Source organism: Chloroflexota bacterium, from assembly GCA_016875535.1.
GTDB lineage: Bacteria > Chloroflexota > Dehalococcoidia > SHYB01 > SHYB01 > VGPF01.
In genome coordinates, this window is record VGPF01000019.1 from 14000 (window position 1) to 39523 (window position 25524).

28 protein-coding genes are annotated in these 25524 nt (G+C 63.1%); 17 read left to right on the forward strand and 11 right to left on the reverse strand.

Going from position 1 to position 25524, the window contains the following annotated elements; all coding sequences use genetic code 11:
* Nucleotides 1–3: 3 nt before the first annotated feature.
* From FJ039_06860 to hisG, 7 genes are all read right to left on the reverse strand, one after another.
* Nucleotides 4–891 carry a DMT family transporter gene (locus FJ039_06860; protein MBM4405883.1) on the reverse strand — a complete coding sequence of 296 codons (888 nt, stop codon included), beginning with the start codon at nt 889–891 and terminating at the stop codon, nt 4–6.
* A gap of 30 nt (nt 892–921) precedes the next feature.
* Entirely contained in the window at nt 922–1539 is a 618-nt protein-coding gene (gene hisB, locus FJ039_06865; GenBank protein ID MBM4405884.1) for an imidazoleglycerol-phosphate dehydratase HisB, read from the reverse strand.
* A complete protein-coding gene (gene hisC / locus FJ039_06870; GenBank protein ID MBM4405885.1) occupies nt 1539–2684 on the reverse strand; it encodes a histidinol-phosphate transaminase in 1146 nt (381 codons plus the stop codon). Before hisC ends, hisB begins: the two co-directional genes overlap by 1 nt.
* A gap of 13 nt (nt 2685–2697) precedes the next feature.
* On the reverse strand, nt 2698–3189 hold the full coding sequence (locus FJ039_06875) for a hypothetical protein (protein ID MBM4405886.1): 492 nt from the start codon (nt 3187–3189) through the stop codon (nt 2698–2700).
* Between the two features lie 40 nt (nt 3190–3229).
* Complete coding sequence (gene hisD / locus FJ039_06880) at nt 3230–4540, reverse strand: histidinol dehydrogenase (GenBank protein ID MBM4405887.1); 1311 nt, start codon at nt 4538–4540, stop codon at nt 3230–3232.
* Entirely contained in the window at nt 4537–5295 is a 759-nt protein-coding gene (locus tag FJ039_06885) for a zinc dependent phospholipase C family protein (protein ID MBM4405888.1), read from the reverse strand. Before FJ039_06885 ends, hisD begins: the two co-directional genes overlap by 4 nt.
* Before the next feature lie 187 nt (nt 5296–5482).
* A complete protein-coding gene (gene hisG / locus FJ039_06890) occupies nt 5483–6526 on the reverse strand; it encodes an ATP phosphoribosyltransferase (GenBank protein ID MBM4405889.1) in 1044 nt (347 codons plus the stop codon).
* A gap of 178 nt (nt 6527–6704) precedes the next feature.
* On the opposite strand from hisG, the gene FJ039_06895 reads away from it, so the two are divergent.
* From FJ039_06895 to FJ039_06940, 10 genes are all read left to right on the forward strand, one after another.
* Nucleotides 6705–6926, forward strand: a complete 222-nt coding sequence (locus tag FJ039_06895; GenBank protein MBM4405890.1) for an SHOCT domain-containing protein — start codon at nt 6705–6707, stop codon at nt 6924–6926.
* Nucleotides 6927–7031: 105 nt separating this feature from the next.
* Nucleotides 7032–7538 (forward strand): MaoC family dehydratase, encoded by a 507-nt coding sequence (locus FJ039_06900; protein MBM4405891.1) that lies wholly within the window; start codon nt 7032–7034, stop codon nt 7536–7538.
* A gap of 13 nt (nt 7539–7551) precedes the next feature.
* A complete protein-coding gene (locus FJ039_06905; GenBank protein ID MBM4405892.1) occupies nt 7552–8070 on the forward strand; it encodes a MaoC family dehydratase in 519 nt (172 codons plus the stop codon).
* 14 nt (nt 8071–8084) lie between these two features.
* Nucleotides 8085–8588: a MaoC family dehydratase gene (locus FJ039_06910; GenBank protein MBM4405893.1), complete on the forward strand. Its 504-nt coding sequence runs from the start codon at nt 8085–8087 to the stop codon at nt 8586–8588.
* 10 nt (nt 8589–8598) lie between these two features.
* Complete coding sequence (locus FJ039_06915) at nt 8599–9054, forward strand: hypothetical protein (protein ID MBM4405894.1); 456 nt, start codon at nt 8599–8601, stop codon at nt 9052–9054.
* A gap of 2 nt (nt 9055–9056) precedes the next feature.
* Entirely contained in the window at nt 9057–9506 is a 450-nt protein-coding gene (locus tag FJ039_06920) for a Zn-ribbon domain-containing OB-fold protein (protein MBM4405895.1), read from the forward strand.
* 7 nt (nt 9507–9513) lie between these two features.
* Complete coding sequence (locus tag FJ039_06925; protein MBM4405896.1) at nt 9514–10671, forward strand: thiolase; 1158 nt, start codon at nt 9514–9516, stop codon at nt 10669–10671.
* A gap of 94 nt (nt 10672–10765) precedes the next feature.
* Nucleotides 10766–11890 carry an LLM class flavin-dependent oxidoreductase gene (locus tag FJ039_06930; GenBank protein ID MBM4405897.1) on the forward strand — a complete coding sequence of 375 codons (1125 nt, stop codon included), beginning with the start codon at nt 10766–10768 and terminating at the stop codon, nt 11888–11890.
* Nucleotides 11891–12055: 165 nt separating this feature from the next.
* On the forward strand, nt 12056–13162 hold the full coding sequence (locus tag FJ039_06935; protein ID MBM4405898.1) for an LLM class flavin-dependent oxidoreductase: 1107 nt from the start codon (nt 12056–12058) through the stop codon (nt 13160–13162).
* A gap of 51 nt (nt 13163–13213) precedes the next feature.
* Complete coding sequence (locus tag FJ039_06940) at nt 13214–14134, forward strand: alpha/beta hydrolase (protein ID MBM4405899.1); 921 nt, start codon at nt 13214–13216, stop codon at nt 14132–14134.
* Here FJ039_06940 and FJ039_06945 read toward each other — a convergent pair.
* Complete coding sequence (locus tag FJ039_06945; protein ID MBM4405900.1) at nt 14131–14925, reverse strand: SDR family oxidoreductase; 795 nt, start codon at nt 14923–14925, stop codon at nt 14131–14133. The two genes, FJ039_06940 and FJ039_06945, sit on opposite strands and share 4 nt — an antisense overlap.
* Nucleotides 14926–15045: 120 nt before the next feature.
* On the opposite strand from FJ039_06945, the gene FJ039_06950 reads away from it, so the two are divergent.
* From FJ039_06950 to FJ039_06965, 4 genes are all read left to right on the forward strand, one after another.
* A complete protein-coding gene (locus FJ039_06950; protein ID MBM4405901.1) occupies nt 15046–15795 on the forward strand; it encodes an SDR family oxidoreductase in 750 nt (249 codons plus the stop codon).
* Nucleotides 15796–15871: 76 nt separating this feature from the next.
* On the forward strand, nt 15872–16999 hold the full coding sequence (locus FJ039_06955) for an LLM class flavin-dependent oxidoreductase (GenBank protein MBM4405902.1): 1128 nt from the start codon (nt 15872–15874) through the stop codon (nt 16997–16999).
* Complete coding sequence (locus FJ039_06960; GenBank protein MBM4405903.1) at nt 16996–18114, forward strand: LLM class flavin-dependent oxidoreductase; 1119 nt, start codon at nt 16996–16998, stop codon at nt 18112–18114. The genes FJ039_06955 and FJ039_06960 overlap by 4 nt, the downstream gene beginning before the upstream one ends.
* A complete protein-coding gene (locus FJ039_06965) occupies nt 18114–18800 on the forward strand; it encodes an SOS response-associated peptidase (protein ID MBM4405904.1) in 687 nt (228 codons plus the stop codon). The genes FJ039_06960 and FJ039_06965 overlap by 1 nt, the downstream gene beginning before the upstream one ends.
* Here the strand turns inward: FJ039_06965 and FJ039_06970 are convergent.
* The 3 genes from FJ039_06970 to FJ039_06980 are packed head-to-tail and all read right to left on the reverse strand — an operon-like array spanning nt 18797 to nt 21347.
* Nucleotides 18797–19513 (reverse strand): DUF502 domain-containing protein, encoded by a 717-nt coding sequence (locus FJ039_06970; protein ID MBM4405905.1) that lies wholly within the window; start codon nt 19511–19513, stop codon nt 18797–18799. The two genes, FJ039_06965 and FJ039_06970, sit on opposite strands and share 4 nt — an antisense overlap.
* The gene (locus FJ039_06975; protein ID MBM4405906.1) at nt 19513–20541 is read right to left on the reverse strand and encodes a hypothetical protein; all 1029 of its coding nucleotides are present in this window, start codon (nt 20539–20541) and stop codon (nt 19513–19515) included. The genes FJ039_06970 and FJ039_06975 overlap by 1 nt, the downstream gene beginning before the upstream one ends.
* Nucleotides 20538–21347, reverse strand: coding sequence for a threonylcarbamoyl-AMP synthase (locus FJ039_06980; protein ID MBM4405907.1), 810 nt, complete (start codon nt 21345–21347; stop codon nt 20538–20540). Before FJ039_06980 ends, FJ039_06975 begins: the two co-directional genes overlap by 4 nt.
* Here FJ039_06980 and guaA point away from each other — a divergent pair.
* The 3 genes from guaA to FJ039_06995 are packed head-to-tail and all read left to right on the forward strand — an operon-like array spanning nt 21210 to nt 25362.
* The gene (guaA, locus tag FJ039_06985; GenBank protein ID MBM4405908.1) at nt 21210–22880 is read left to right on the forward strand and encodes a glutamine-hydrolyzing GMP synthase; all 1671 of its coding nucleotides are present in this window, start codon (nt 21210–21212) and stop codon (nt 22878–22880) included. The two genes, FJ039_06980 and guaA, sit on opposite strands and share 138 nt — an antisense overlap.
* A 37-nt stretch (nt 22881–22917) precedes the next feature.
* Nucleotides 22918–24183 carry a phosphoribosylamine--glycine ligase gene (purD, locus tag FJ039_06990; GenBank protein ID MBM4405909.1) on the forward strand — a complete coding sequence of 422 codons (1266 nt, stop codon included), beginning with the start codon at nt 22918–22920 and terminating at the stop codon, nt 24181–24183.
* 33 nt (nt 24184–24216) lie between these two features.
* A complete protein-coding gene (locus FJ039_06995; protein MBM4405910.1) occupies nt 24217–25362 on the forward strand; it encodes a geranylgeranyl reductase family protein in 1146 nt (381 codons plus the stop codon).
* Nucleotides 25363–25524 lie beyond the last annotated feature (162 nt).

Genomic DNA, 25524 nt, shown 5'->3' on the forward strand with positions numbered 1-25524 from the left:
GCGCTAGGACGTTTTCCGCTCCGCGGTAATGACCCAGACACCGAAGGCCATGCCGATGGCGGCGGGCAGCAGCACCCAGGAGCGTGAATCGGCGAAGGCGATGGCGGAGAAGGCCGCGCCCCAGAAGGGGGCGGTGCCGAAGAGGGTTGCGGCCCGGGCGGCCCCGATGCCCCGCATGCTGCTATAGAGCAGGATGAGCGAGATGCCGTAGCTCAGCGCGCCTATGGCCACGGCGCCCGCTACAAGCCCCGCCGCCGGGTAGTCTTTCCCCAGCGAGAGGGCGATGAGCGTGGTGATGACGCCCGCGCAGGTGCTCTTGATGCGCACGAGAGCAAAGACGTCCCGCTGGGCCAGCTTGCCGCTGACGTTATTGTCCAGCGCCCAGCCTAGCGCCGCGCCTGCCACGGCTATCGCGCCGAGGCTCAGGCCGAAGCCGCCGTTCCCGCGAGCTGAGAGCAGCGCGCCGACGCAGGCCACCACGAGCGCCCCGAGCCAGACGCGCCGACCGAGGCGCTCCCGGAAGAGGAAGGCGGCCAGAAGCGCGGTGAAGGGGACCTCTGTGCTGAGCATCAGGGAACCGGTTCCGGCATCGGTCCGGCTCAGACCGACGAGGAGCAGGATGGGCGAGAGGACGCCGCCGATGAGGATGATGATGACCAAGAACGGAATGTCCACCCTCTGGATCGGGACTGCGGCTGCGTCTGCGCGGGTGCGGCCGGAGAGGCGCTCGAAGAGGACGATGGCCCAGGAAACGGAAGCTGCGCCGAGGGGGAAGAGCCCCGCGAGCGGGAGCGACTCGATGTCGCTCAGGAGAGCATCGCTGATGGGGAGGCTGACGGCGTAGGCGATGGCCGAGGCGAGAGCGAGGGCGTATGCCTGGCGGCGCGTCATGCGTGCCTAGGGGCGGCCGTCCGGCCGCCCCTATTTCTCGAGCATGCCCTTGGTGCTGGGCGTGACGCCTGCGAAGCGCGGGTCAAGGCGCGTGGCCGCGCCGAGGGAGCGCGCCAGCGACTTGAAGAGGCACTCTACTTTGTGGTGGTCGTTGACACCGCGCACCACTTGGGCGTGGATGTTCATCTTCCCTTCGCGGGCCAGCGTCTCAAAGAAGTGGCGCACGAGGTCCGTGATGAGGTCGCCGACTTCATGGGCGGTGAAGTTCGCTTCAAAGAATGAGTAGCCGCGGCCGCTGATATCCAGGGCCACCGTCGCCAGGGCCTCATCCAGCGGCACGGAGGCGTTGGCCATACGGGCGATGCCCTTCTTATCGCCGAGGGCCTGGTTGAGCGCCTGGCCGAAGGCGATGGCTACATCCTCCACCAGGTGGTGGCCGTCCGGGTCCATCTGCACGCTTGCCTTGAGCTTCATATCGAAGGCGGCGTGGCGCGCCAGCTGGGACATCATGTGGTCGAGCATGACGCGGCCGGTGGAGACATCGTACTTCCCGGTGCCGTCGAGATCGAGCTCCAGGGCAATGGACGTCTCGCCCGTCTTGCGGACGATCTTGGCGGTGCGCCGTTTTGGCGCCGGCTTGGCTGGCATTACTTGTAGTCCTCCCAGGCCCGGAGGGCCCAGATCAGGGCATCCGTATCTTGCGGCAGGCCCACGCTGATGCGGATGCAGTCTTTGAGGCCCAGCGTATCAAAGTATCGCAGAAAGATGCCTTGCTTGCGCAGGTCGTCGCGCATCTTCTTGGGGTTGCGGCCGACGACTTTGCAGAGGATGAAGTTGGAGTCTGAGGGGATCGGGACCATGAAATCCAGGTTCTGGAGCATGACGAAGAGCCGGTCGCGCTCGTCCAGGATCTTTCTGACGGTCTCCTTCAGGTACGCGATATCCTTGAGCGATTCTAGGACGGCCACCTGGGCGGCCACGTTGACGTTGTAGGGGGGCTTGATGGCCATGAGCCGCTGGACGATGGCGGGCGACATGATGCCATAGCCGACGCGGAGGCCCGCCAGTCCAGCCCACTTGCTGAAGGTGCGCAGGACCACAAGGTTCGGGTTCTTAGCCACAAGGTCCACGGCAGTGACGCCGCTGAACTCATAGTAAGCCTCATCCACGATGACGATGGCGCCGGTCTTCAGCAGCTTCACGATGGAGTCGCGAGGCGTCAGGGTGCCTGTGGGATTGTTGGGATTGGCGATGAAGACGAGCTTGGTGCTGTCCCGCGCCGCGGCAAGGCCGGCCTCCACATCCACCGTGAAATCCTTGCGCCGGGGGACGTTGATGGCGCTCGCGCCGCAGACGGCGGCGTTGAAGGAGTACATGCCGAAGGTGGGGGTGAAATTGAGGACGGTATCGCCGGGGTCTAAGAAGAGGCGCATGAGGAGGTCTATCAGCTCATCGCTGCCTGCCCCTGCGAGGACATAGCTGGGGTCAACGCCGGCATAGGCCGCGATAGCCTTGCGCAGCTCGCGCTGATCCGGGTCAGGGTAGATGTTGTAGCCCTGATAGGCGCGCAGGGCTTCCAGGACCCGCGGCGAGCAGCCGTAGGGGTTCTCATTGCCGTCCAGCTTGATGAGGCGGCCATCGGGCTGTTTACCGTCCGTAGGCAGTGCGCCGGGCAGGACGATGGCCTGATAGCTCTCCAAGGAGCGGAGGTCCCTTCGCACCAACCGGGCGATGCCGTCCCTCGTAGGGCTGGCGCGACCCTTGGCAGGAGATGCTTTTGCAGACTTCTTCATAGGCCAGCGTTCGCTATTTCAGAGTGATCTCTAGGAGCGACTGCAGATAGACGAATGGTTGCAGAATGGCAGGCTTCCAGCCGGTGGCCTCTTGAATAAAGCCTCCCTTGCCGGCTTGACCGGGCCTCCACAGTTTATCTTGGACCGGCAGCATAAGCCAGTTCAGAAAGTCGCCGCTTTTGGTCTCCATAGGCCAAGTGAATTGAGTGAGGAAGTCGTCTCGCGCCCTTTGGCCGTGTGAGTGGTCGAACTGCGATGGGAAGTTCGTGCGAGTGAAGATGCTTGCGCCGGTGGCCTCCACGAACCAGTAGATGGGGATGAGGCCGTTGGGGAATTCCTTGGTGACCCGGTAAGTCCATTTTCCAAGGAGTTCTCTTGCGGAGACATCTTCAGGCTTCAGGCCTTCGCTCATCTGGTCTCCGGCGACCTCCCACACCGCCACTAGGCCAACGTTACTATGCCGACGGCCATCCTTGTTGCTCTTGAACTCCCATAGCGTTCCCATAGCCTCTCCCTAGGCCGGCGGCGGCAGCTCCGCCGGCCGCTTACATCCGCAGTTCAGCGGAACGGGCGTGCGCTGTCAATCCTTCGGCGCGGGCGATGCGGGCGGCGTCCCCGGCTAATCCCTTGGCCTGGCCCGGCCTGAGGCCGATGACGCTGGTGACGCGGACGAAGTCGTGGAGGCCGAGGGCGGACGAGAAGCGCGCCGTGCCCATGGTGGGCATCACATGGCTAGGCCCGGCGTTGTAATCGCCCAGGACTTCAGGCGAACCTTCGCCCAAGAAGATCCCGCCGGCGTTGCGGACGTGGCGGGCCTCTTCCCGGGCGTTCCGCACCACAAGACAAAGGTGCTCGGGCGCCACCTCGTTTGCCAGGGTCACGGCCTCTCGCACATCCTTCACGAGGGCGATAAGGCCCCGGTTTTTCACTGATTCGGCGGCTATCGCTTTCCGCTCGAGAGTCGCGAGCTGGCTCGCCACCTCTTTGGCGACGGCCTGGGCGAGCTTGGCGGAAGGCGTGATGAGGACCGGAGTGGCCAGCACATCATGCTCGGCCTGGGCCAGGAGGTCGGCGGCGACGAGGCGCGCATTTGCGGAATCGTCGGCCACGATAAGCGTCTCCGTGGGCCCGTGGAGACCGTCTATGCCCACGGCGCCGAAGAGCCTGCGCTTTGCGGCGGTGACGAAGACATTCCCAGGGCCGACGATCTTGTCCACCTTGGCCACGCTCTTGGTCCCAAGGGCCAGCGCCGCGACGGCCTGCGCGCCGCCCATCTTATAGATGGTGTCCACCCCGGCGATCTTTGCCGCGGCCAGGATGACCGGCGTCACCGCGCCGTCTTTCCCCGGCGGCGTGGCGATGACGACGGACTTGACCCCCGCCACACGGGCGGGGACGGCGGTGTGCAGCACCGTGGAGGGATAGGCGGCGGTGCCGCCGGGAACATACATGGCAACGGAGGCGATGGGCTCGATCTGCTGGCCGAGGCCTGCCGCCTCATCGAACCAGCTGACGGGCAAGGCGACCTGGTGGAACTCACGGATGCGGTCGGCGGCGCGCTCCAGGGCGGCAAGAAGCTCTTTGTCCATCTTGGCGGCGGCCTTGGCGATCTCGGCCTTGCTGACGGTGAGAGACTTCAGGGAGACGCCGTCTATGCGGCGCGTGTAATCCAGGAGGGCGGCATCGCCCTTGGCGCGCACGTCCTCGATGATGCGAGCGACGGCCTCCTCAACAGTAAGCGGCTTGCCGAAGATAGCTTTGATGCGCGCCTGGGCGGCGGGCGGCAGTGCCGAGGAGTCAGGCGCGGGCCTGCGCACGGCTGCGCGGGCCTGGGCGAGGCCGTGAACGATCTTCAATTGACCTGCCCTGCCTTGAGGTAGCGGTTCGCCGTCTCCACAAAATTGTCCATCGCCGCTTGGCGGAAGGAGGCGATCTCATCATCCGGGATGTGAGCGCGAACCTTTTCCAGCATCTCAGGTATCTTGTCCATCACCTGCTCCGTCTCGCCCACGGAGGCGCTGGGGCGCAGGCGCTTCACCATCCCGGCGAATTTATGCCAGGGAAGCTCGCGGCCGGCTCGGTCAATCACGATCCCCTGCCATTCGCGCAGCACGCCCTCGTCAATGAGGCCGACTTCGACGCCCTGCCACGCGCCTTTGATGCTCTCCAACGCACCCTCCAGGTCTGCGATGCTTTCGCGCTCCCGGCGGTCCAGGTGGAACTGCATGACGCGGTCCAGCACCAGCACCAAGGGGTCGCTTGCGAGCGTGGAGCCCTTGCCGAAGTGCCGCCGCCAGATCTGGCAGATCCAGCCTTCGTCTATGTTGAGGTGGCAGAGGTACCCGAGCATAAAGGCGGTGGTCTCCCGGCTCAGCCTGTCCGACCTGCGAAGCTGGGGATTCTCAGAAAGCATGCGCTCGAAACCTGCGCCGGTAGGGTCCGTGGCGAGCTTGAAAAAGTGGGTGCGCTCCCGCTCCCAGCCCTTAAAGAGGCGGACGTCAGGCGTGGTGCATCCGAGCAGGAAGCTCCCCTGGTGCTCCCGCACGATGGGATGGCCGAGGCGCTTGCCCGACTCCAGCGCAAACCCGATGTGGAGACCGAGATTCGGCATGGTGATCCTGCGATTGGGTTGTGGCGCTCCTAGCCGCCGTTGGAGCCGCTGGTATGCACGAACGGGAGCACGAGACCGAGTACCATGGCGAGGATGATGATGATCGAAACGATTACCAAGAGTAGCCGCATACGCGGGCTAAGCCCGCGGTATGCGCTGTCCTCTTGCTTGCGCTTGCCCCTGCTCATCACTCACCCCGCTTTGCGTTCAGCGCTTTGACCAGTTCTTCATAGGCCTCGCAACGGCCGCCGAAGACGTAGTGGGCCGGAAAGACGACGACGCCGCTTGCGCCGATCTTTCTGAGATGGTCCACCCCAGCCGCCAGCTGGGCGATGGGGACAACGACGGAGACGGAGTACCACCCCCTATCGCCCGTCTTGCTGACCACGGTGGAGACCGTGGGTCCTTGCATGCCGGCCACGATGGGGTTCTTGGTAACGCGCGCGGCGACAGCCTCCACCGATTCGCCACGGATGTTGGCGATGATGGAGTAAAAGCCCTCCGCCCTAAGGCGCGCTTCGATGAGCTCCAGGAGCGTCTTGGTCATCTCCAGCTTCTTCGCATCGCTCTTGAGCAGGCGCCTGTTGACCACGAAGCAGGCGGCGGACTCTACGATGGTGCCATCGTCCAGGGGCCGGAGGTTGTTCTCGCGAAGGGTGGCGCCGCTGGAGACCATATCGCTGATAACATCAGCCGTGCCGATGAGCGGGGCTGCTTCGATGGCGCCGTTGATGTGGATCAGATCGTAGGGGGAAACGCCCTTCCGGCGCAGGTAGTCGCCGACGAGCCTGTGGTACTTGGTGCCGACGCGCAGCCGCCTGGCCTTGGCCATCCTGGCCAGGTCCTTGGAGGTGCGCACGTCATGCCAGGCGTTTGGCACCGCCACCACCAGGTTTGACCGGCTGAAGCCCAGGTCCTTCAGAACGGCGAAAGAATCGCCCTTCTCATTCCGATTCTCAAGGAAGCGCTCATAGCCCAAGATGGCGGCGTCAATCACCCCTGCATCCAGCTCGCCGGGGATGTCCACGGAGCGCTGGAAGATGACCTCCACGCCCTTGAGAACGCCGATCTTCCCAGTGTAGATGCGCTTATTGGGGCGGGAGACATCCAGGCCGCACTTCTGCATGAAGGCCATGGTGTCATCCTCCATCTGGCGGTCGCTTGGGAGCGCCAGGCGAAGGGTGCCGTTGCGCGGCGGAGACGTGGGTTTGGCGGGAGTGGAGGAGGGCATGGGTACTCTTTCAGGAAAGCGTCAAAACATTGTAACAAGGAGGCGCATATCTGGGCAACGAGGCTCCCTTTCGTAGCTTCTTCACGGTCGCCCGGCACGGCTTTATGAGGAAGTGACAGCCACAGCCTACTTTTGAGCAAACGCCATGAGCGGAGGGGGGATATGTTCTGGTTCCACGATGGGCGGATGCACTGGGGATGGTTCGCGTTCGGCATGGTTGTGGATGGTCTTCCTTTGGGGCGGGTTGATCTGGCTTATTGTCTGGGGCATAAGGAGCCTGTCCGGGCAGGCTCGTGAGCCGGGTGGGAAATCTGCCATAGAGATCGCCCGGGAGCGGTATGCGCGTGGCAAGATAACCAAGGAGCAGTTCGAGGAAGTGAAGCAGCCGCTTTCCGCATAGGCGCCGCCGCGCGCGGCTCCGGTTGCATTCCTTGACAATCCCTGGGGACGCCGCTACCCTCGCCTATGCGCTTTCACCCCACAGCAACCGAGGCGAACCACGCCCATGACGCAAGAGAAAGTCATCCCGATTTCCGATGAGCTGAAGGCATTCATCGGCAGAGAGTGCAACCGCAAAGTCTCGGCGCCCGTCTCGCTATCGGACATCCGCAAATGGGCCATCGCCGCGTACTGGCCGGAGACGCCGCCCCGCCTCTTTTGGGACGAGGAATATGCGAAGAAGACGCGCTTCGGAGGCATCGTCGCGCCGGAGGACTTCAACCCCTTCAGCTGGCCGATAGACCGCAGCACCTACAACATGGGCGATGAGCCCACCCACGCGCCCACCAAGCGCATGGGCATCGGCCTTGGGATGCTGAACGGCGGCGGGGGCAACGAGTTCCTGAGCCGCATCCGCCCGGGCGATGTCATCACCAGCGTCACCAAGTTCGACGATATCTTCTGCCGCCAGGGCTCCAAGTGGCCCATGCTCTTTTTTGTCCGCAAGACCACCTGGACCAACCAGAAGGGCGAAGTGATCAAGTACAACACCCACGTGGCGATCAAGCACTAGGCCGCCGCCAGCTATGACCCTGCAGCAAGAGATCCGAGTGAGCGATGAGCTGAAGACCTGGCTCGGCAAGGAAGCGGCGCGCCACACATCGCCCCCGGTGAGCGAAGCGGATATTCGGAAGTGCGCCATCGCCGTCTACTGGCCGGAAATGCCGCCGAGACTTTACTGGGACGCCGATTATGCCGAAAAGACCCGCTATGGCGGCATCGTCGCGCCGGAAGTCTTCAACCCCTTCGCCTGGAGCATCGGGATCGTCTCCGGGGCCTTCCTCCCGGATCCCATCTCCCCTATCCTCCAGCGGGCAGGCAAGGGCCTGAACTGGCTCAACGGCGGCAACAGGGATGAGTTCCACGCCCCCATGCGCCCCGGCGATGTCATCACCAGCGTCACCTCCCTAGACGATGTGCACACCCGCCAGGGAGGGCGCTTCCCTATGCTCTTTTTCACCAAGAAGTATGTGTGGACGAACCACAGGGGCGAGCTTGTGAAGGTCTCACGACAGACATCCATCGGAGTTCTAGGAACTCCGTAGCAGAAGGAGCATGAATGACCCAATCCAAGGATATTCCCATCACGCCCGGCCTCAAGGCTTACATCGGCAGGGAGATATCCCGATATCATTCCCAGCCGATCGCCCTTTCGGACATCCGCAAGTGGGCTATCGCTGTCTACTGGCCGGAGACGCCGCCGCGCCTCTATTGGGACGCCGACTACGCCAAGAAGACGCGCTTCGGCGGCGTCATCGCGCCGGAGGACTTCAATCCATTCGGTTGGCCTGTGGAAAAGCCCAAGCAGATGGACTTCAGCGATATCTATGCCGAGCTCAAAAAGATGGGCAACAGCCTGAACGTCCTGAACGGCGGCGGCGGCGCCCAGTTCCTGACCCCCATGCGCCCCGGCGATGTCATCACCTCAGTGACCATCATTGACGATATCTATTACCGCCAGGGAACTAAGTGGCCCATGAGCTTCATCATCCGCAAGACCACTTGGACCAATCAGAAGGACGAGACCGTCCGAATCTCAACCAATACGCAGATCAACTACTAGGAGGCATGTCATGTCGCTCGATCACACGCTCTATGTTGAAGATGTTCAGGAAGGCCAGGAGATCCCCACCTTCCAGCGCCAGACGGACCTGATGCACTGGAACCGCTTCGCGGCGGTGAACGATGAGTTTGTCCAGATCCATATGGACGATGAGGCGGCCAAGAAGGCGGGCATGACGGGAGCCTTCGGCATGGGCAACCTGCGCTATGCCTACATCCTCAATATGCTGCGCGCCTGGGCCGGCATCAACGGCGATATCCGCCGCCTGGACGTTCAGCACCGCGCCATCAGCTACAAGCACGATGTCCTTACCGCCAAGGGCAAGGTGACCAAGAAGTATGCCAAGGACGGCAAGCATTTTGTGGACTTGGACGTTGAAGTGACTAACCAGAAGAACGAAAAGACCACCCTCGGCACGGCCACCGTTGAGATGCCCTCAAAGATGGCCCACGCGAAGGCGAGGTAACCATGACCACCGCACCGCCGTATAAGGGAGCGTTGCCCCAGCCGACGCCGGAAAGCAAGCCCTATTGGGACGGTCTTAAGCAGCATAAGCTGATGCTGCCCAAGTGCAAGAAGTGCGGGCCCTTCTTCTACCCGCGCCCCTTCTGCCCTACCTGCTTCAGCTGGGACATCGAATGGGCGCAGATGAGCGGCAAGGGGAAGATTTACACCTTTGTCATCAACTTCCGGCCGCCTCCCGCCTTGGGCGATAAGCCCCTCATCCTGGCGGTTGTGGAGCTGGCGGAGGGGCCGCGGATGATGACCAATATCGTGGGCATTGACCCGGACCCGGCAAAGCTCTGGTGCGAGATGCCGGTGGAAGTCACCTACCATGATGTGACGCCGGAGTTCACCTTCCCCAAGTTCAAGCCCAGCAACCCCAGCCAGCCCCGCCCCATCCCCCTCTACAACTAGGAGCTCCATGGTACCCAGAGACTTACGCGGCAAAGTAGCCATCGTCGGCGTCTCAGAGGCCGATAAGATCGGCGTCCGCCCGGACGCCTCTGTCCTCCGGCTCCACGCCGAGGCGGCCAAGAACGCCCTGGCCGATGCCGGGCTGACCATCAAGGACGTTGATGGGCTCTTCACCGCCGGCATCTATAGCAACCTCCTGGGCGAATATCTGGGCATCACCGCACGCTACACGGACGGCACCATGGTGGGCGGCTGCTCCTTCATCCTCTTTGTTGAGCATGCGATGCTGGCGCTGGCGGCGGGCGTCATCAACGTGGCCCTCATCACCCACGGGGAGAGCGGCAGATCGCGCGTGGGCGCGCCTCCCTGGCCCGGCGGGGCGATGCAGCCCACTGGCCAGTACGAGAACATCTGGGGCATCACTGGCGCGGCCTCCATGTTCACCCACCCTGCCACGCGCCACATGCACAAGTACGGCACCAAGCTGGAACACTTCGCCGAAGTCTCCGTCGCCACGCGCAAGTGGGCGGCGATGCACCCCATGGCGCTGATGAAGGACCCCATCACGATCCAGGACGTCCTGAACTCGCGATGGGTCTGCTGGCCCCACACGCTGCTGATGTGCTGTCTGGTCACGGATGCCGGCGGCGCGCTGGTGCTTACTCGCGCGGACAGGGCGAAATCGCTCAAGAAGCCGCCCGTCTATGTGCTGGGCACCGGCGAGGCGACGCAACATAACATGATCAGCCAGATGAAGGACATGACCTGGCCTGAGACTTTCAAGGTCTCCGGAGATGCAGCCTTCAACATGGCCGGCGTGGAGCGCAAAGAGATCCAAGTGGCGGAATTGTATGACGCCTTCTCCTTCACGCCCATGGCGGCGCTGGAGGCCCTGGGCTTCTGCAAACCCGGCGAAAGCGGCCCCTTCGTCTCCGGCCAGCGCACTGCCCCCGGCGGCGCCTTCCCCATGAACACCAACGGCGGCGGCCTCTCCTACACCCATAGCGGCATGTACGGCATGTTCACCGTCATCGAGCTGGTGCGCCAGCTGCGCGGCGAGTGCGGCCAGCGCCAGGTGAAGGGCGCCAAGATCGGCATCGCCCACGGGCCGGGCGGCATGTTCTCCGCGGCGGGAACGCTCATCGCGGGCAGCGTGGTTCCATAGCATCTCACCGCTTAGCCGCGAGAAAGCGTCATTCGTTGACTCCTTCCTTCTCTGGTGTTACAAATGCGAAGACTTTTTGCCTAGGAGTGCGCCCATGAAATTCGGCCTCTTCTACGAGATATGCGTCCCCAAACCCTGGACCCCAGGCAAAGAGGCGCGGATGATCCGCGAGGTCATCGAGCAGATCGTCGTCGCTGAGAAGTATGGATTTGAGTACGTCTGGTTCACCGAGCACCACTTCTTGGAGGAGTTCTCTCACTGCTCCGCTCCTGAAATTCTCTTGGGTGCGCTGAGCCAGGTGACCAAAAAGATTCGCCTCGGCCACGGCGTCGTCCTCACACCTCCCAAGTACAACCACCCGGTGCGCGTCGCCGAGCGCATCGCCATGCTGGACATCATAAGCAATGGCCGCGTCGAGCTCGGCACTGGCCGCTCCGTCACGCCAAGGGAGCTTGAGGGCTTTGATATCAACGCAGCCGAAAGCCGCGATATGTGGATGGAGGGCACGCAGTTGGTGGCGAGGCTCCTCTCGGAAGAGAAGGTGAGCTATGAGGGGAAGTATGTGCGCATGCCGGAGCGGACAGTACTCCCGCGCTGCGTTCAGAAGCCCCACCCGCCTATGTGGCTCGCCGGCACCTCGCCCGATAGCGCCAAGCGCGCCGCCGAAAGCGGTCTGGGAGTGCTCTTCTTCAGCACCGGCCTCACGCCGGAGATGCTGAAGGACACCGTCAAGATATATCGGGAGACCATCAAGAGCGCCAAGCCCATCGCAGGCAACGTGAATAACCAGCTGGCTGGCTTCTGCACGGGACTCTGCGGCAAAGACGATGCGGAGGCAAGAAGGACAGGCTCCCGCGCGGCCTGGTGGTACAACCTGATGGGAGCTGAGTACTCGTCCTGGCCCAAAGGCGTGGAGCCGCCCAAGACCTATGAATACACCAAGGAGCGCATGGCGGGTGCTGCTGACAAGCTGCGCGCCACTGGCCCCGAGGGCATGTTGAAGGACGATGTCATCATGGTCGGCGACCCGGATCGGTGCGCAGCCTACGTGAAGCGCTTCCAGGATGTCGGCGTAGACCAGCTCATCATCCACATGCAGGCCGGCGGCCTTCCTCACAAGCGGATGTTGGAGTCCATCACCCAGTTTGGCAAGTACGTCATTCCCCGCTTTAAGAAGGGCAAGGCCAAGCGCGCCGGGAAGGCGAAGAGGCGCCGTTAGCCTACGTGCGATTCACCTGAATTCAGCCCGTGTCTACGCCCGGGGAAACCGGCGTGTGGTGGTTCGGTCATGCCCACTCTTTCGAGAACAATGCAGGCTTGAAGTGTTGCCCTATGTCCTGGATAATCTAGTGGTCGTCCACGACCTGTATACCGGGAGGGTTTAGTGAAATTCGGACTCTTCTACGAAATCTGCGTCCCCAAGCCTTGGACACCTGAGAAAGAGGCCACGATCGTTCGGAACGTCGTGGAGCAGGTGAGGCATGCCGAAGCCCACGGCTTTGACTACATCTGGCTCACCGAACACCACTTCCTCCAAGAGTTCGCCCATTGCTCCGCCCCCGAAGTCCTCCTCGGCGCGCTGAGCCAGGTGACCACCCGCATGCGCCTGGGCCACGGCGTCGTTTTGACGCCGCCCAAGTACAACCACCCGGCGCGCGTGGCGGAGCGCATCGCCATGCTCGATATCCTCAGCAACGGGCGCGTGGAGCTTGGCACTGGGCGTTCCGTCTCTCCCACAGAGCTTGAGGGCTTTGAGATTAACGCCGAAGAGAGCCGCGACATGTGGTTGGAAGGCACGCAGGCAGTGGTCAAGCTCCTCACGCAAGAGGAGGTGGGGTTCAAGGGCAAATACGTGAACATCCCCCCAAGAACAGTCGTCCCTCGCTGCATCCAGAAGCCGCACCCGCCCATGTGGCTGGCCGGCACCTCGCCGGACAGCGCCAGGCGGGCGGCGGAAGCCGGCCTAGGCATCCTCTTCTTCGCTTCCGGTGTCGCTCCCGAGCAGCTGGACGATAAAGTGAACCTCTACCGCAAGCTCGTGAAGAATGCCACCCCCGTTGCAGGCTTTGTGAACAACCAGCTTGCAGGCTTCACTACCGGCCTCTGCGGCGAAGACGATGCAGAGACGAAAAAGATCGGCAGCGAAGCCGCCCACTGGTACGCCTTGCGCGGCATGCGGTACACCCGGTGGCCCAAGGATCAACCCCCTCCCCGCACGTACGAATACACGCTGCAGGGCATGTGGGAGGGCGAAAAGCATCTGCTTGCGGGCGGCCCGCAATCGCTCATTGATTCCGGCGGCATCATGGTGGGAGACCCTGCATCATGCACCAAGATCGTCCAGCGCTTCCAGGATGTGGGCGTGGATCAGCTCATCATCCACATGCAGGCGGGCGGCATCCCTCACAAGAAGATCATGGACTCCATCCGCATCTTTGGGAAGAACGTCATCCCGAAGTTCCAGAAAACGGCCGCCGGGGCGAAGAAGTAGCGGGCGGCTGACCTTTTCGGCCTCACTACCGAGCCAAAGCTGAGGGATAGGATGGCGCTGCATCCGCAGGTCAAGGCCTACCTGGAGCGAGTCTCCGGCACCCGCCCGGATGGGGCTACCATGACCCCCGCGCAAGCTCGCGCGTATAGTGCTGCAGTGCAGCGGGGAAAAGGTCCGGAGGTCACGAAGACCGAGGACCGGACGATCCCCGTTCAAGGCGGCACGATCCCTGTCCGCATCTACTTGCCCAAGGGCGTCGGGCCGCTCCCTGCGCTCGTCTGGCTTCACGGCGGCGGCTGGGTCGGCGGCGATATAGATCTGGCCGATGGGGCCTCTCGCCACATCGCCAATTGGGCCTCCTGCGTCGTCGTGAGCGTCGGCTACCGGCTCGCTCCCGAGTTCAAGTTCCCTGTCCCTGCGGAAGATTGCTACGCCGCCGCCAGATGGACTTTTGACAATTCCGCATCGCTCAACGCCGATCCTAAGCGGATCGCCATCGGCGGCTCCAGCGCCGGAGGCAACCTGGCGGCCGCCGTCGCGCTCATGGCCCGTGACCGCAACGGCCCGCCGCTGATCTATCAGGCCCTCGTCTACCCTGTGATCGAGCGCAACTTTGACACAAAGTCCTATCGCCGGAACGGCGAGGGCCTCTTTCTCACTAGGGCGATGATGCAGTTCTACTGGGAACAGTACCTGCGTAGCGTAGCCGATGCGGAGCATTCCTACGCCGCGCCCATCAAGGCGAAGAGTCTGAAGGGCCTTCCGCCTGCCCTTGTGCAGACGGCGGAATACGACCCGCTGCGCGATGAAGGCGAATCCTACGCGGCGGCCCTGAAGAAGGCGGGCGTGCGGACGAAGCTCACCCGGTACAAAGGGATGATCCACGGCTTCGTTAGCATGTGGTCGGAGATAGACGCCGGGCGCGATGCCTTGGCGGAAGTGGCGCGGGAGTTGAAGAAAAGCTTCCGCTAGGCGGGCAGATAGCTCCCGCCGTTCACGTGCAGCACCATGCCGGTGACGCGGTCGCTATAGGGCCCCACCAGATAGAGCAGCGCCCCCGCGATCTCGTCCGGCTTCACCATGCGGTAGGGGCGGATCATCTGGCCTTCGTTGTCAGCCGCCGTTTGCTCGGCCTCCTTATTCGGGGGAGGCCACACGGCGCTTGGGTAGACAAGGCCCAGGCCGCTATCGCTCACCAGCCCCGGCGCGATACAGTTCACGGTGATGCCGTACTCGCCCAACTCTCGAGCCACGCTTCGCGAAAAGCCGATGATGCCTGCCTTTGCGGTGGCGTAATCGGTCAGCGTCTTGATCTTGGAGCTGTAGGCCGCGCGCGATGAGGTGTTGACGATGCGTCCCCATTTCTCCTTCTTCATGTGCGGGATCACGGCCTTGGTGCAGAGAAACGTGCCGCGCAGGTGGACGTTCATCGCCCTATCCCAGAGCTCGAGGGGCATCTCCTCAACCGTCTTGCCTGACGTGGTGGCCCCGGCATGGTTGGAGAGGATGCTCACCTTGCCGAACTGCTTGAGGGTGCGTTCCACCATGCGCTCCACATCGGCGGGCTTGGAGACATCCGTGGGAACGCCGATGGCCTTGCCGCCGCCATCGCGTATCCTCTTCGCCACCGCCTCGCCGCGGCCTTCATCGTAATCGGCGACGACGAGGGATGCCCCCTCCTTCGCCAGGGCATAGGAGAAGGCGCTGCCCATACCTGGGCCGCCGCCTGCAGTGACGATCGCGACTCGATCCTTGAGGAACATCGAGTACTCCTGGTAGGTTGGGATTATAGAGTTGCTGGGGCGGCGAGTCAAAGGAGACGACAATTGTGATTTTGCCCTGTTCCTGCTGTAATAGCGACACTTCCGCGAAGGGGGTCTGCGATGCAGTTGAACGGCAAGAATGTGATCGTCACGGGCGCGGCGGCGGGCATCGGCAAAGCCACAGCCATCGCCTGTGCCAAGGCGGGCGCGAACGTGGCCCTTGTGGATATAGACGAGGCTGGGGCGAACAAGACGGCCAAAGAGTTCCCCCGACAGGGCAGGAAGTCCCTGGTCATCAAGACGGACATCGCGAACGTCCAGCAGACCCGCGCGATGGTGGCCCAGGTAAAGCGCGAATTCGGCTCCATTGACGCCCTGGCCAATGTGGCCGCCATCTTTCCCCGCGCCAAGATACTGGAGGTCACGGAGAAGCTGTGGGATGACATCCTCTCTGTGGACCTGCGTGGCCTCTTCTTCTGCTGTCAGGCGGCCATGCACGTCATGGTGCAGCAAAAGAGTGGCGTCATTGTGAACGTCGCCTCCGGCGCGGCCTTTCGCCCCATAGAGGGCCACGGCGTCTATTCCGCCGCCAAGGGCGGCGTGGTGGCCCTGAGCCGCGTGCTGGCCCTGGAGGGCATCAAGCACGGCGTCCGCACCAACGTCGTCGCCCCTGGGCATACCGATACCGAGCGTAACAAGGCCATTGTCACGCCTGCCCGGCGCGCCGGCGATTATGCCACCCTAGTCGGCGGCCGCTACATCGAACCGGCGGAGGTCGCCAGTGCCATCGTCTTCCTCTGCTCGGATGCCGCCTCCGGCATCAACGGCGCCATCCTCAACGTGTGCCGCGGCAGCTATATGATTGGCTGATGGCTCGCCTCCGCGCATTGACACTCGTCCAGGTCAGACGTACCGTTCGCGCTAATCACACCCCGGCGGGCAACCCATGAAATTCGGCCTGCTCTTTGAGCTTAACGTCCCCAAGCCCTGGGGCGACCGCACCGAGTACGATACCTTCCACCAGGCCGCCGACCAGACGGTGCTGGCCGAACAGCAAGGCTTCGAATATGTCTGGGCAGTGGAGCACCACTTCCTGCCCGAGTTTGCCCACTCCGGCGCGCCCGAAGTCTGGCTCGGCTATTTGGCCAGCCGCACCAGCACCATTCGCCTTGGCCATGGCGTCGTCCTTTTGGAGGGGAAGATCAACCACCCCATCCGCGTCGCCGAGCGCATCGCCACACTGGACATCATGTCCAACGGGCGTGTCGAGTTCGGCACCGGGCGGAGCGCCCACCCCTGGCAGATCGAGCCCTTCGGCTGTGAGCTGGCGGAGACGCGGGACGAGTGGGCGGAGGCCATAGATATCATCCCTAAGATGTGGTCCACGGACTGGTTCAGCCACAAGGGCAAGTTCTGGGATATCCCGGAGCGCAATATCCTGCCCAAGCCCATCCAGAAGCCGCATCCGCCCCTTTGGGTGGCCTGCGCCCAGCCGGACACCTTTGAGATGGCTGGCAGAAAGGGCGTCGGCGCGCTGTGTTTCACATTGGCCCAGCCGGGCCAGATGAAGGAGCGCATAGACCGCTACCGCACCGCCATCGCCACCGCGCCTGAGCAGGCAGGCCTCTTCAAAAACAACCAGGTAGGCGCCTTCACCGTGGTCTATTGCGACGATGACAACCAGCGGGCGCGCGACTTGGGCGGCCCGAACGCTCTCTGGTACTACGCCACCCTTCGCAACATCTACGATCCGGTCTGGATGCAGCGCAACCTGGAAGACGTACCGCCCAGCTACCGATGGCATGCCCAGCTCGTCCGGTCGGACGACCGCGTGGGCAACAAGGGATGGGACTACAACCAGCTCATAGACAACGGCTCCATGTGCGTCGGCGACCCTGACCACTGCATCCGCACCATCGAGAAATACGAGGCGGCCGGCGCCGACCAGCTTCTCTGCTTCATGCAGGTTGGGCGCATCCCCCATGAAAAGGTGATGAACTCCATCATGCTCTTTGGCAAGTACGTCATCCCCTACTTCGCAAAGAAGGCGAGAGGAAAGGCGACGCTGCTGTGAAGTTCGGCCTGATCTTTGAGCTGCAGGTCCCCAAGCCCTGGAACCCGCGCAGCGAGTACGATATCTTCCACCAGGCCGCCGACCAGGTGGTCTTTGCCGAACAGAACGGCTTCGAGTATGCCTGGGTGGTTGAGCATCACTTCCTCACCGAGTTCGCCCACTCCTGCGGCCCGGAAGTCTGGCTCGGCTATCTCGCCTCGCGGACCAGCGCCATCCGCCTGGGCCACGGCGTGGTCCTCATGGAAGGCAAGGTCAATCACCCTATCCGCGTGGCCGAGCGCCTTGCCACCCTGGACATCATGTCCAACGGCAGGGCGGACCTCGGCACGGGGCGCTCATCCAACCCGTGGCAGCTTGAGCCCTTCGGCGTGCGCCTTGAAGATACCCGCGATGAATGGGAAGAGGCCATCGAAATCATCCCCAAGATGTGGATGAGCGATTGGTTCAGCCACAAGGGCAAGTTCTGGGATATCCCCGAGCGCAACATCCTGCCGAAGCCCATCCGGAAGCCCCACCCTCCGCTCTGGATGGCCTGCGCTCAGCCGGACTCCTTCACCATCGCCGGACGGCACGGCATCGGAGCCCTCTGCTTCGCCATCGCGCCGCCGGGCTACCTGAAAGAGCGCATCGCCGACTATCGCAAGGCCGTCACCCACCCTGCCAAGCAGGCTGGCGCTTACAAGCATGAGCAGGTCGGCGCCTTTGCCATGACCTATTGCGACGACACCGACCGGAAGGCCCGTGAGATCGGCGGCCCGAACGCCTTGTGGTACTTTGCTACCAACAAGAAGCTCTACGACCCCAGCTGGCAGCGGATCGAAGAGAGAGACGTGCCGCCCAGCTACCGCTACCACAAGCTCAACGTCACCCCTGCCGATTCAGCCCTACGATCCAGGCAGGCCGATTACAACGAGCAGATAGACTCCGGCGCCTATTGCATCGGCGACCCAGACGCCTGCATCCGCACCATCGAGATGTACCGGGATGCGGGCGCAGACCAGATCCTCTGTATGATGCAGGTGGGACGCATCCCCCATGAGCGACTCATGAACTCCATCAAGCTCTTTGGGAAGTACGTCATCCCCCACTTCAAGAACAGCGCCAAGGGTGCCTGATGTGCGGACGCTACGCCGTCGCCTCCTCCAATCGAGAGATAGAAGAGCGCTTCCAGTGCGATGTCGGATCGCTGGAGCTTACGCCCCGCTATAACGTCGCGCCTACCCAGGAATCACTCGCCATCGTCACCGGCGCCAACGGCGAGCGGCAAGGCCAGATGATGCGCTGGGGCCTGGTGCCTCACTGGGCCAAGGACCTCTCCATCGGCGCGCGCTTCATCAACGCCAGGGCTGAGACGGCGGAGGAGACGGCCGCCTTTCGCGTGGCCTTCAGGAAGCGGCGATGCCTTGTCGTCGCCACCGGCTTCTATGAATGGCTCCGCGAAGGCAAGGCCAAGCCCCCCTTCTACGTCATGCTCAAGGCCAAGGGGCCCTTCGCTTTTGCAGGGCTGTGGGAACTGTGGAGATCGCCCGAAGGCAAGTGGGTGCGCTCCTTCACCATCCTCACTACGGAGGCCAATCCCCTCATGCGCCCCATCCATGACCGGATGCCCGTCATCCTCACGCCGGAGACGGAAGCTCTCTGGCTAGACCCGCTCTCGGAGGACCCGGCAAGGCTCTCGAAGGTGTTGGTCCCCTTTGCCGCGGAAGAGATGCATTTTCATGAGGTCTCCTCCATCGTCAACTCGTGGAAGGTGGACAGTTCCGCCTGCGCGGAGCCCATCGCAGCTGGACCAGGCGGCTAGAGCCGCTCCGGGACCTCGTTCGGGTCCTTGTCCTCGGGCCGCTTCTGGTAGTTCTTCCGCATCAGGTCTTTCGGCGTGATGACGCCGCTGGAGACTACAAGGCGCAAGCCCTCGTCCAGCGTCATGTCCGTGAAGATCACCTCTTCCTTCGGCACGATCGCCAGAAGCCCAGATTGCGGCGTCGGTGTTGTGGGCACCAAGATGTTGCAAAAGAACTTCCCTTCGCCGTCCGTCACCTCGCCGGTGTAAAAGCCGACCGTGTACGTATCTTTGCTGGGCCAGGGGATAACTACAACCCGGTGCGGCGCTTGGCCCGCCGTTGAAAGGGAGTCAATGATCTGCTTTGTGGGGTTGTAGATGGACTTGATGAGCGGCACGCGCAGGATAACCGTCTCAATGACTTGGATGAACGGCTTCCCGTAGGCCGAGCGGATGACCAGGCCCACGATGTAGACGCCGACGATGGTGATGGCGCCGCCGACACCGAAGATTTCTCGGTCGAAAATCCGTTCCACAAGCGGCTGGACAAGGCCGTCCACAAAGTTGAAAAAGAGGCGCAGGATGACGAAGGTCACAACGAGCGGGATGAGCGCGATCGTGCCGGCGATGAGGTGCGTCCGAAGGTGCCGGATCAGCCAGTGGATGTACAGGCGCTCTCGCACGCGCATCGATATAGTGCCCCTATGATGTGGTGCCTTGCGCTTTGCTTCCATCAGTGCGTCCCTGCTGCGAACCGCGCGAGCTCGGCTAGACGGTCCGCCGCATCCGCCGGAAGCGCTGCCGCCTTCATCGCCTCAAGGCCCTCCTGTAGCTCTTGCTGGATCGTCTCCTCGCAATAACGTACAGCCCCCGTGCTTTCCATAAGTACTGCGAGCTTCTCCAGCCGCTCATCAGAGAGCGGCCCATCGCGAACGGCCGTGGCAGTGAGCGCCGCCCTGTCATTGCCCGTCGCCATCTTGAGCAGCGCCAGTACCGGCAGCGACCGTCTCTTATCCAGCATCTCCACGAGCTGTGACCGACTACTCCCATGGACTCCCCTGATCGCCCTCAGCTCCTCCCGCACAATCGCCGCCGTACCTGTGCGCTCGCCGAAGCTTCGAAGCGCATCCACTACCCTAGGGGAACCGTTGCCGATAATCGCCCCCAGCGCGCAGGCGGCCCCATGGATGGCCGCCTTCCCTCGGATCGCCTCTATGTGCGCTTCAGGCGTATCTTCCAGCGTCCCTTCCGCCGTGATTGCCCGGTAGAGGGTCTCCGTGACGCGCAGGGATGCCCTGTCCACTGTCGCGAGCGCGCGGGTGATGCGATCGGCCGAAATGTCCAACTCCTCCAAACGCATCAGCTCCAGCCGCGCCAAGGCGTACATCCCATCGCCGGCATTGATGCCTTGCGAGGCGCCTGCATGCCACCAGAGCGCAGGCCGCCCGGCTACCTCCGGCGTTCCCGCGCGAAGCTCTTCGTGTATCTGAAAGTAGGCCTTGGTGAGCTCCATCGCCGCTGCGCCAGGGACGGCCTGGGCCGCAGATGCGCCGACCGCCTCGGCGGAGAGCAGCGTCAGCGTGCCGAGGACGCGGTCCGGGGAGGCGTGCCGCTCGGGCATGCCCATCTGGTCAATCCATCCCAAGTGGTAGCGCAGCATCCGGTGAAGGGGCGATTTGTTATCCGCTACGGCCCGCTTCAGCTCCGCCTCAATGAGCGGCTGGCGCTCCAGAAGGGAACTTGGCTTCGATATCGTCGTCATACGTCTACCTTGCCAATGACCTCTTCGAGCGCTTCCTTGGTCACAGGCCCTTGGCGCAGGATCTTCGGCGGCTGCTGCGTCAGGTCAATGATGGTGGACTCGATCCCGCCTTTGCACCGCCCGCTTATGACCACGTCCACATCCTCGCCGATCTGCGCCGTGACCGCTGAGGCTGTCGTTACGGAGGGCTGTCCCGACCTGTTGGCGCTCGTCCCCACCAGTGGCGCGCCGATGCCCTTGGCCAGCGCCCGAGGCGTCGGGTGGTCCGGGATGCGGATGGCCACCGTCGGCGCGCTCGCAGTGACGATCGCCGGGATGAGCGGCGACTTCTTCACCACCATCGTCAGCGCCCCCGGCCAGAAGCGCAGGGCGAGCCGGATAGCGCTTGGCGGCAACTCTTCTGTTGCGGCGTGCATCATATGGATATCAGAGACCAGGATAGGGAGCGCCATCGTTAGCGGACGCGATTTCACGCGAAAAACGTGGCGAACGGCTCGCACATTCGTGGCATCCGCGCCAACGCCGTACACCGTGTCCGTTGGATAGGCGACAAGCCCTCCGCCGCGGAGCGATTCAAGGGCCTTCCGAATCTGTTGCTGGACGTTTCTCAAACCTTGACTGAGTATACCACGGGTGCTAGACTTCCTCTCCACATATAGGAGGGCTCTTTGGAACGCTCGACTGATGACAAGAGCCTTCGCGTCAGAGTAAGCGGCGACGTCGAAGTCTCGACCTACCTCGAGATCGCGAAAGAGAAGAAGGGTCTCGAGCCTGTCCCCGCGAAGAAGACCGCTCCCCCCACCCAAGACTGCGTCGTCATCCTAGATTTCGGCTCGCAGTTCAGCATGCTTATCGCGCGGCGCGTGCGTGAGCTCCACGTCTATTGCGAGTTGGTTCCCCATGACACGCCCTGGGAGAAGATCCAGGCCCTGAACCCCAAAGGCTTCATCCTCTCGGGCGGCCCCGCCAGCGTCTACGAGCAGGACGCCCCCAGCGCGCCCGCCTGGGTCTTCAACAATAAGGTGCCGGTGCTGGGCATCTGCTACGGCATGCACCTTATGGCCCATCAGCTCGGCGGCAAGGTCCAGCCTGGCGGCAAGCGCGAATACGGCCACGCCGTCATCCACCAGAACCAGGACGATGCCGCCCTCTTCAAGAACATGCCGCACGATGTGCCCGTCTGGATGAGCCACGGCGACCACGTGACCCAACTGCCGCCGGGCTTCAAGATCCTCGCCTACACAGAAAATAGCCCCATCGCCGCCATGAGCAGCGAGAGCGGCTTCATCGGCATCCAGTTCCACCCGGAAGTGGTCCACACCCCCCAGGGGAAAGAGATCCTCAAGAACTACCTCTTCAACGTCTGCGGCTGCACAGGCGATTGGACACCCTCCAACTTCATCGCTGAGCAGATCGAAAAGATACAGGCCAAGGTCGGCCGCGGGCGCGTCGTCTGCGCCCTCTCCGGCGGCGTGGACTCTGCCGTCGTCGCCACCCTCATCCACAAGGCCATCGGCGATCAGCTCACCTGTATCTTTGTGGACAACGGCCTCCTCCGCGCGGAGGAGCCGGAGCGTGTGGTCCAGGTCTTCAGGCGCAACCTGAAGATGAACCTCATCCACGTCAACGCCGTGGAGCGCTTCGTCGGCGCCCTCAAGGGCATCACGGACCCGGAAGAGAAGCGCAAGACCATCGGCGCCGAGTTCATCCGGGTCTTTGAGGCGGAGGCCGCCAAGCTGGGCGATGCCGATTTCCTGGCCCAGGGCACCCTCTACCCGGACGTCATCGAAAGCGTGACCCCGGAGACCAAGGCCGCCTCCAAGATCAAGACGCACCACAACGTCGGCGGCCTCCCCAAGGGCATGCGCTTCCAGCTCATCGAGCCCCTCCGCAACCTCTTCAAGGATGAGGTGCGGGAGGTCGGCGTCGCCCTCGGCCTCCCGGAGGAGATGGTCTACCGCCAGCCCTTCCCCGGCCCCGGCCTCGCCATCCGCATCATCGGCGAAGTAACGGGCGATAAGCTGCACATCCTCCGCCAGTCCGATTGGATCGTCATGAACGAGATCAAAAAGGCGAAGCTCTACCGCCAGTTGTGGCAGAGCTTCGCCGTCCTCACCTCCAGCCACAGCACCGGCGTCATGGGCGATCACCGCACCTATGGCAGCGTCGTCGCCATCCGCGCCGTCACCAGCGAAGATGCCATGACCGCCGATTGGGCCAGACTCCCCTATGACATCCTGGCGCGCATCTCCAACCGCATCGTGAACGAAGTTCCCGGCGTCAATCGCGTCGTCTATGACATCACGAGCAAGCCGCCCGGCACCATCGAGTGGGAATAGCCCTTAAGTCTTCGGCTAGACCAGAAACAGCCCGCATATGAACATCCTCATCGTCGGCAGCGGCGGCCGCGAGCACGCCATCGGCTGGAAGGTCTACAACAGTCCCCAGGTCCACGATCTCTACTTCGCCCCGGGGAACGGCGGCACCTCCCACCTCGGCAAGAACCTGCCGATTGACGTCTGGGACTTCGATGCGATGCTCAAGGCCGTCCAAGCCAACAATATCGGCCTCATCGTCGTCGGGCCGGAAGTCCCTCTGGAGAGCGGCATCGTGGACTACTTCTCCTCACCCGCGCACACCGTCCCCATCTTCGGCCCCACCAAGCGCGCCGCCCAGCTGGAATCCAGCAAGGCCTACGCCAAGATGATTATGCGGAAGTACGGCGTCCCCACGGCCCATAACGAAAGCTTTGAGAGCTACGATGCCGCCGTGAAGTACGTGGAAGGCCTGGCCTCCCCTCCGGTGGTCAAGGCCGATGGCCTTGCCGCAGGCAAGGGCGTCACCGTGCCAGCCACCAAGGAAGAGGCCCTTGCCGCTATCAAACTGGCGATGGTGGACGGCTACTTCGGCGATGCCGGCAAGCGCGTCGTCCTGGAAGAACACCTCCAGGGGAAGGAGGCCAGCCTCTTCGCCATCACCGATGGCAAGACCGTCCTCACCACTGTTTCCGCCTGCGACTACAAGCGCGTGAACGATAACGACGATGGCCCCAACACGGGCGGCATGGGCTGTTACTCGCCGCCCGAGTTCTTGGACAAGGCCATGCTCGATAGGATTACGGAGACGGTGCTCAAGCCCACCATCCAAGGCATGGAGAAGGAAGGCCGTCCCTATCGCGGCGTCCTCTATGCCGGTCTCATGGTCAACGGCACCGATGTGAAGGTCATCGAGTTCAACTGCCGCTTCGGCGACCCGGAGGCGCAAGTCATCCTCCCGCGCCTCCAGACGGACATCGTAGACATCTTCGTGGGCGTGGCCGAGCGCACCCTCCACAAAGTGACGCCCAACTGGCATCCCAAGCCCTGCGTCGGCGTTGTGATGGCCTCCGGCGGCTATCCCGGCGCCTTCAAAAAGGGCTACCCCATCACCGGCCTCCAGGACGTTGACCCGGACGTGATGGTCTTCCACGCCGGCACCAAGCTCAAGGACGGCCGGCTCGTCACCGATGGCGGGCGCGTCCTCATCGTCTCCGCCCTCGGCAAGGACATGGCCGAGGCGCGCGAGCAGGCCTACAGCAACGTAAAGCGCATCAAGTTCCAAGACGCCCACTACCGCACCGATATCGCCCTCCGCGCCATCTAGGAAGCTGCGTCCGCCTTGAGAGATGGGAACGCAATGACCACCGCCTCCTACGATCTAGCCGTCATCGGCGCCGGGCCCTCCGGCTCCACCCTGGCGCGCCAGGTCGCCCTCGCGGGCAGGTCCGTCGTCCTCATCGAAAAGGAGCGCCTGCCGCGCTACAAGACCTGCGCGGGCGGCGTCACCCACCGAGCGCGACGACTCTTAGACTTCGATATCTCCCCGGCTATCGAGCGCACCATCACGGAGGGGCTCATCACCTACCGGATGGATAAGGGCTTCGTGAAGCCCTATCACGAGCCCATCGCCTACATGGTCATGCGCGATCGCTTCGATGACCTCCTGACGCGCAAGGCCGTTGAGGCCGGCGCGAAGCTCATGGACGGCGCGCGTGTGAGGAATATCGAAGCGCGCAACGACGGCTGCGCCGTCCACCTAGCGGAGGGCATCGTCCACGCCAAGCTCTTGGCGGGGGCCGATGGCGCAAACGGCATCGTGGCGCGGCAGGCGGGCCTCCACAGCGAGGTGCGCGGCGATGTGGCGCTGGAGGCGGAGATCGAAGTCCCCCAGCACAAGGTCGAAGAGTGGGATAAGCGCATCGCCCTGGACGTCGGCTACATAAAGGAAGGTTACGCCTGGGTCTTCCCCAAGAGGAGGCACCTCTCCATCGGCGTCGGCGCGATGAAGAGGCACGCTCCCAACCTTCGCGCCTACTACGAGCGCTACCTCGCCTCCCTGGACCTCGGCGATTACAAGGTGCGCAGCATCCGCGGCCACCATATCCCCATGCGCCTCGCAAAAACGCCCGTCGCCAAGGAGCGCGTCCTCCTCATCGGCGATGCCGCAGGCGTCGCCGATCCCTTCAGCGGCGAGGGCATCTACCATGCCATCAAGAGCGCACAGCTCGCCGCGCCCACCGTCGTCGCGGGCCTCGCCAGTGAGCGACCCGACCTCTGGCCCTACCAGCGCGCCCTGGATGGCCACATGCTCCAGGACCAGCGCACCGCGGGCCAGCTCCTCAAGCTATATGCCCTCACGCCGCGCATCTGCATCTGGTATCTGCGCAACTACAACCGCGCCTGGAACTCGGCCTGCAAGATGCTCCGCGGCGATAACGACTGGGTCCGCATCCGCCGCAAGCTCGGCCCTCTCCGCGCCATCCTCCCCATCTTCACCCCGTGATCGAGGTTGAACGGCGCCCCACACCCTCTCTCAACCGCTCTCCTAATATCTGCGCTCACTGCGTTATCTGCGGATGAAACATCTTCTCTCTGAATCGGTGTCAATCTGTGAAAATCGGTGGATAACTCCCTGTATCTCTTCTCCGCTTTGCGCTAAAATAGC

Coding starts and splice junctions, on each gene's coding strand:
- FJ039_06940 (MBM4405899.1), top strand. CDS start 13,214: ATGGCGCTGCATCCGCAGGTCAAGGCCTACCTGGAGCGAGTCTCCGGC.
- FJ039_06970 (MBM4405905.1), bottom strand. CDS start 19,513: ATGGAAGCAAAGCGCAAGGCACCACATCATAGGGGCACTATATCGATG.
- hisG (MBM4405889.1), bottom strand. CDS start 6,526: ATGCCCTCCTCCACTCCCGCCAAACCCACGTCTCCGCCGCGCAACGGC.
- purD (MBM4405909.1), top strand. CDS start 22,918: ATGAACATCCTCATCGTCGGCAGCGGCGGCCGCGAGCACGCCATCGGC.
- FJ039_06915 (MBM4405894.1), top strand. CDS start 8,599: ATGTCGCTCGATCACACGCTCTATGTTGAAGATGTTCAGGAAGGCCAG.
- FJ039_06930 (MBM4405897.1), top strand. CDS start 10,766: ATGAAATTCGGCCTCTTCTACGAGATATGCGTCCCCAAACCCTGGACC.
- FJ039_06950 (MBM4405901.1), top strand. CDS start 15,046: ATGCAGTTGAACGGCAAGAATGTGATCGTCACGGGCGCGGCGGCGGGC.
- FJ039_06905 (MBM4405892.1), top strand. CDS start 7,552: ATGACCCTGCAGCAAGAGATCCGAGTGAGCGATGAGCTGAAGACCTGG.
- FJ039_06965 (MBM4405904.1), top strand. CDS start 18,114: ATGTGCGGACGCTACGCCGTCGCCTCCTCCAATCGAGAGATAGAAGAG.
- FJ039_06995 (MBM4405910.1), top strand. CDS start 24,217: ATGACCACCGCCTCCTACGATCTAGCCGTCATCGGCGCCGGGCCCTCC.
- hisC (MBM4405885.1), bottom strand. CDS start 2,684: ATGAAGAAGTCTGCAAAAGCATCTCCTGCCAAGGGTCGCGCCAGCCCT.
- FJ039_06900 (MBM4405891.1), top strand. CDS start 7,032: ATGACGCAAGAGAAAGTCATCCCGATTTCCGATGAGCTGAAGGCATTC.
- FJ039_06925 (MBM4405896.1), top strand. CDS start 9,514: ATGGTACCCAGAGACTTACGCGGCAAAGTAGCCATCGTCGGCGTCTCA.
- FJ039_06885 (MBM4405888.1), bottom strand. CDS start 5,295: ATGCCGAATCTCGGTCTCCACATCGGGTTTGCGCTGGAGTCGGGCAAG.
- FJ039_06945 (MBM4405900.1), bottom strand. CDS start 14,925: ATGTTCCTCAAGGATCGAGTCGCGATCGTCACTGCAGGCGGCGGCCCA.
- FJ039_06955 (MBM4405902.1), top strand. CDS start 15,872: ATGAAATTCGGCCTGCTCTTTGAGCTTAACGTCCCCAAGCCCTGGGGC.
- FJ039_06920 (MBM4405895.1), top strand. CDS start 9,057: ATGACCACCGCACCGCCGTATAAGGGAGCGTTGCCCCAGCCGACGCCG.
- FJ039_06910 (MBM4405893.1), top strand. CDS start 8,085: ATGACCCAATCCAAGGATATTCCCATCACGCCCGGCCTCAAGGCTTAC.
- hisB (MBM4405884.1), bottom strand. CDS start 1,539: ATGCCAGCCAAGCCGGCGCCAAAACGGCGCACCGCCAAGATCGTCCGC.
- FJ039_06875 (MBM4405886.1), bottom strand. CDS start 3,189: ATGGGAACGCTATGGGAGTTCAAGAGCAACAAGGATGGCCGTCGGCAT.
- FJ039_06860 (MBM4405883.1), bottom strand. CDS start 891: ATGACGCGCCGCCAGGCATACGCCCTCGCTCTCGCCTCGGCCATCGCC.
- FJ039_06975 (MBM4405906.1), bottom strand. CDS start 20,541: ATGACGACGATATCGAAGCCAAGTTCCCTTCTGGAGCGCCAGCCGCTC.
- FJ039_06895 (MBM4405890.1), top strand. CDS start 6,705: ATGGGCGGATGCACTGGGGATGGTTCGCGTTCGGCATGGTTGTGGATG.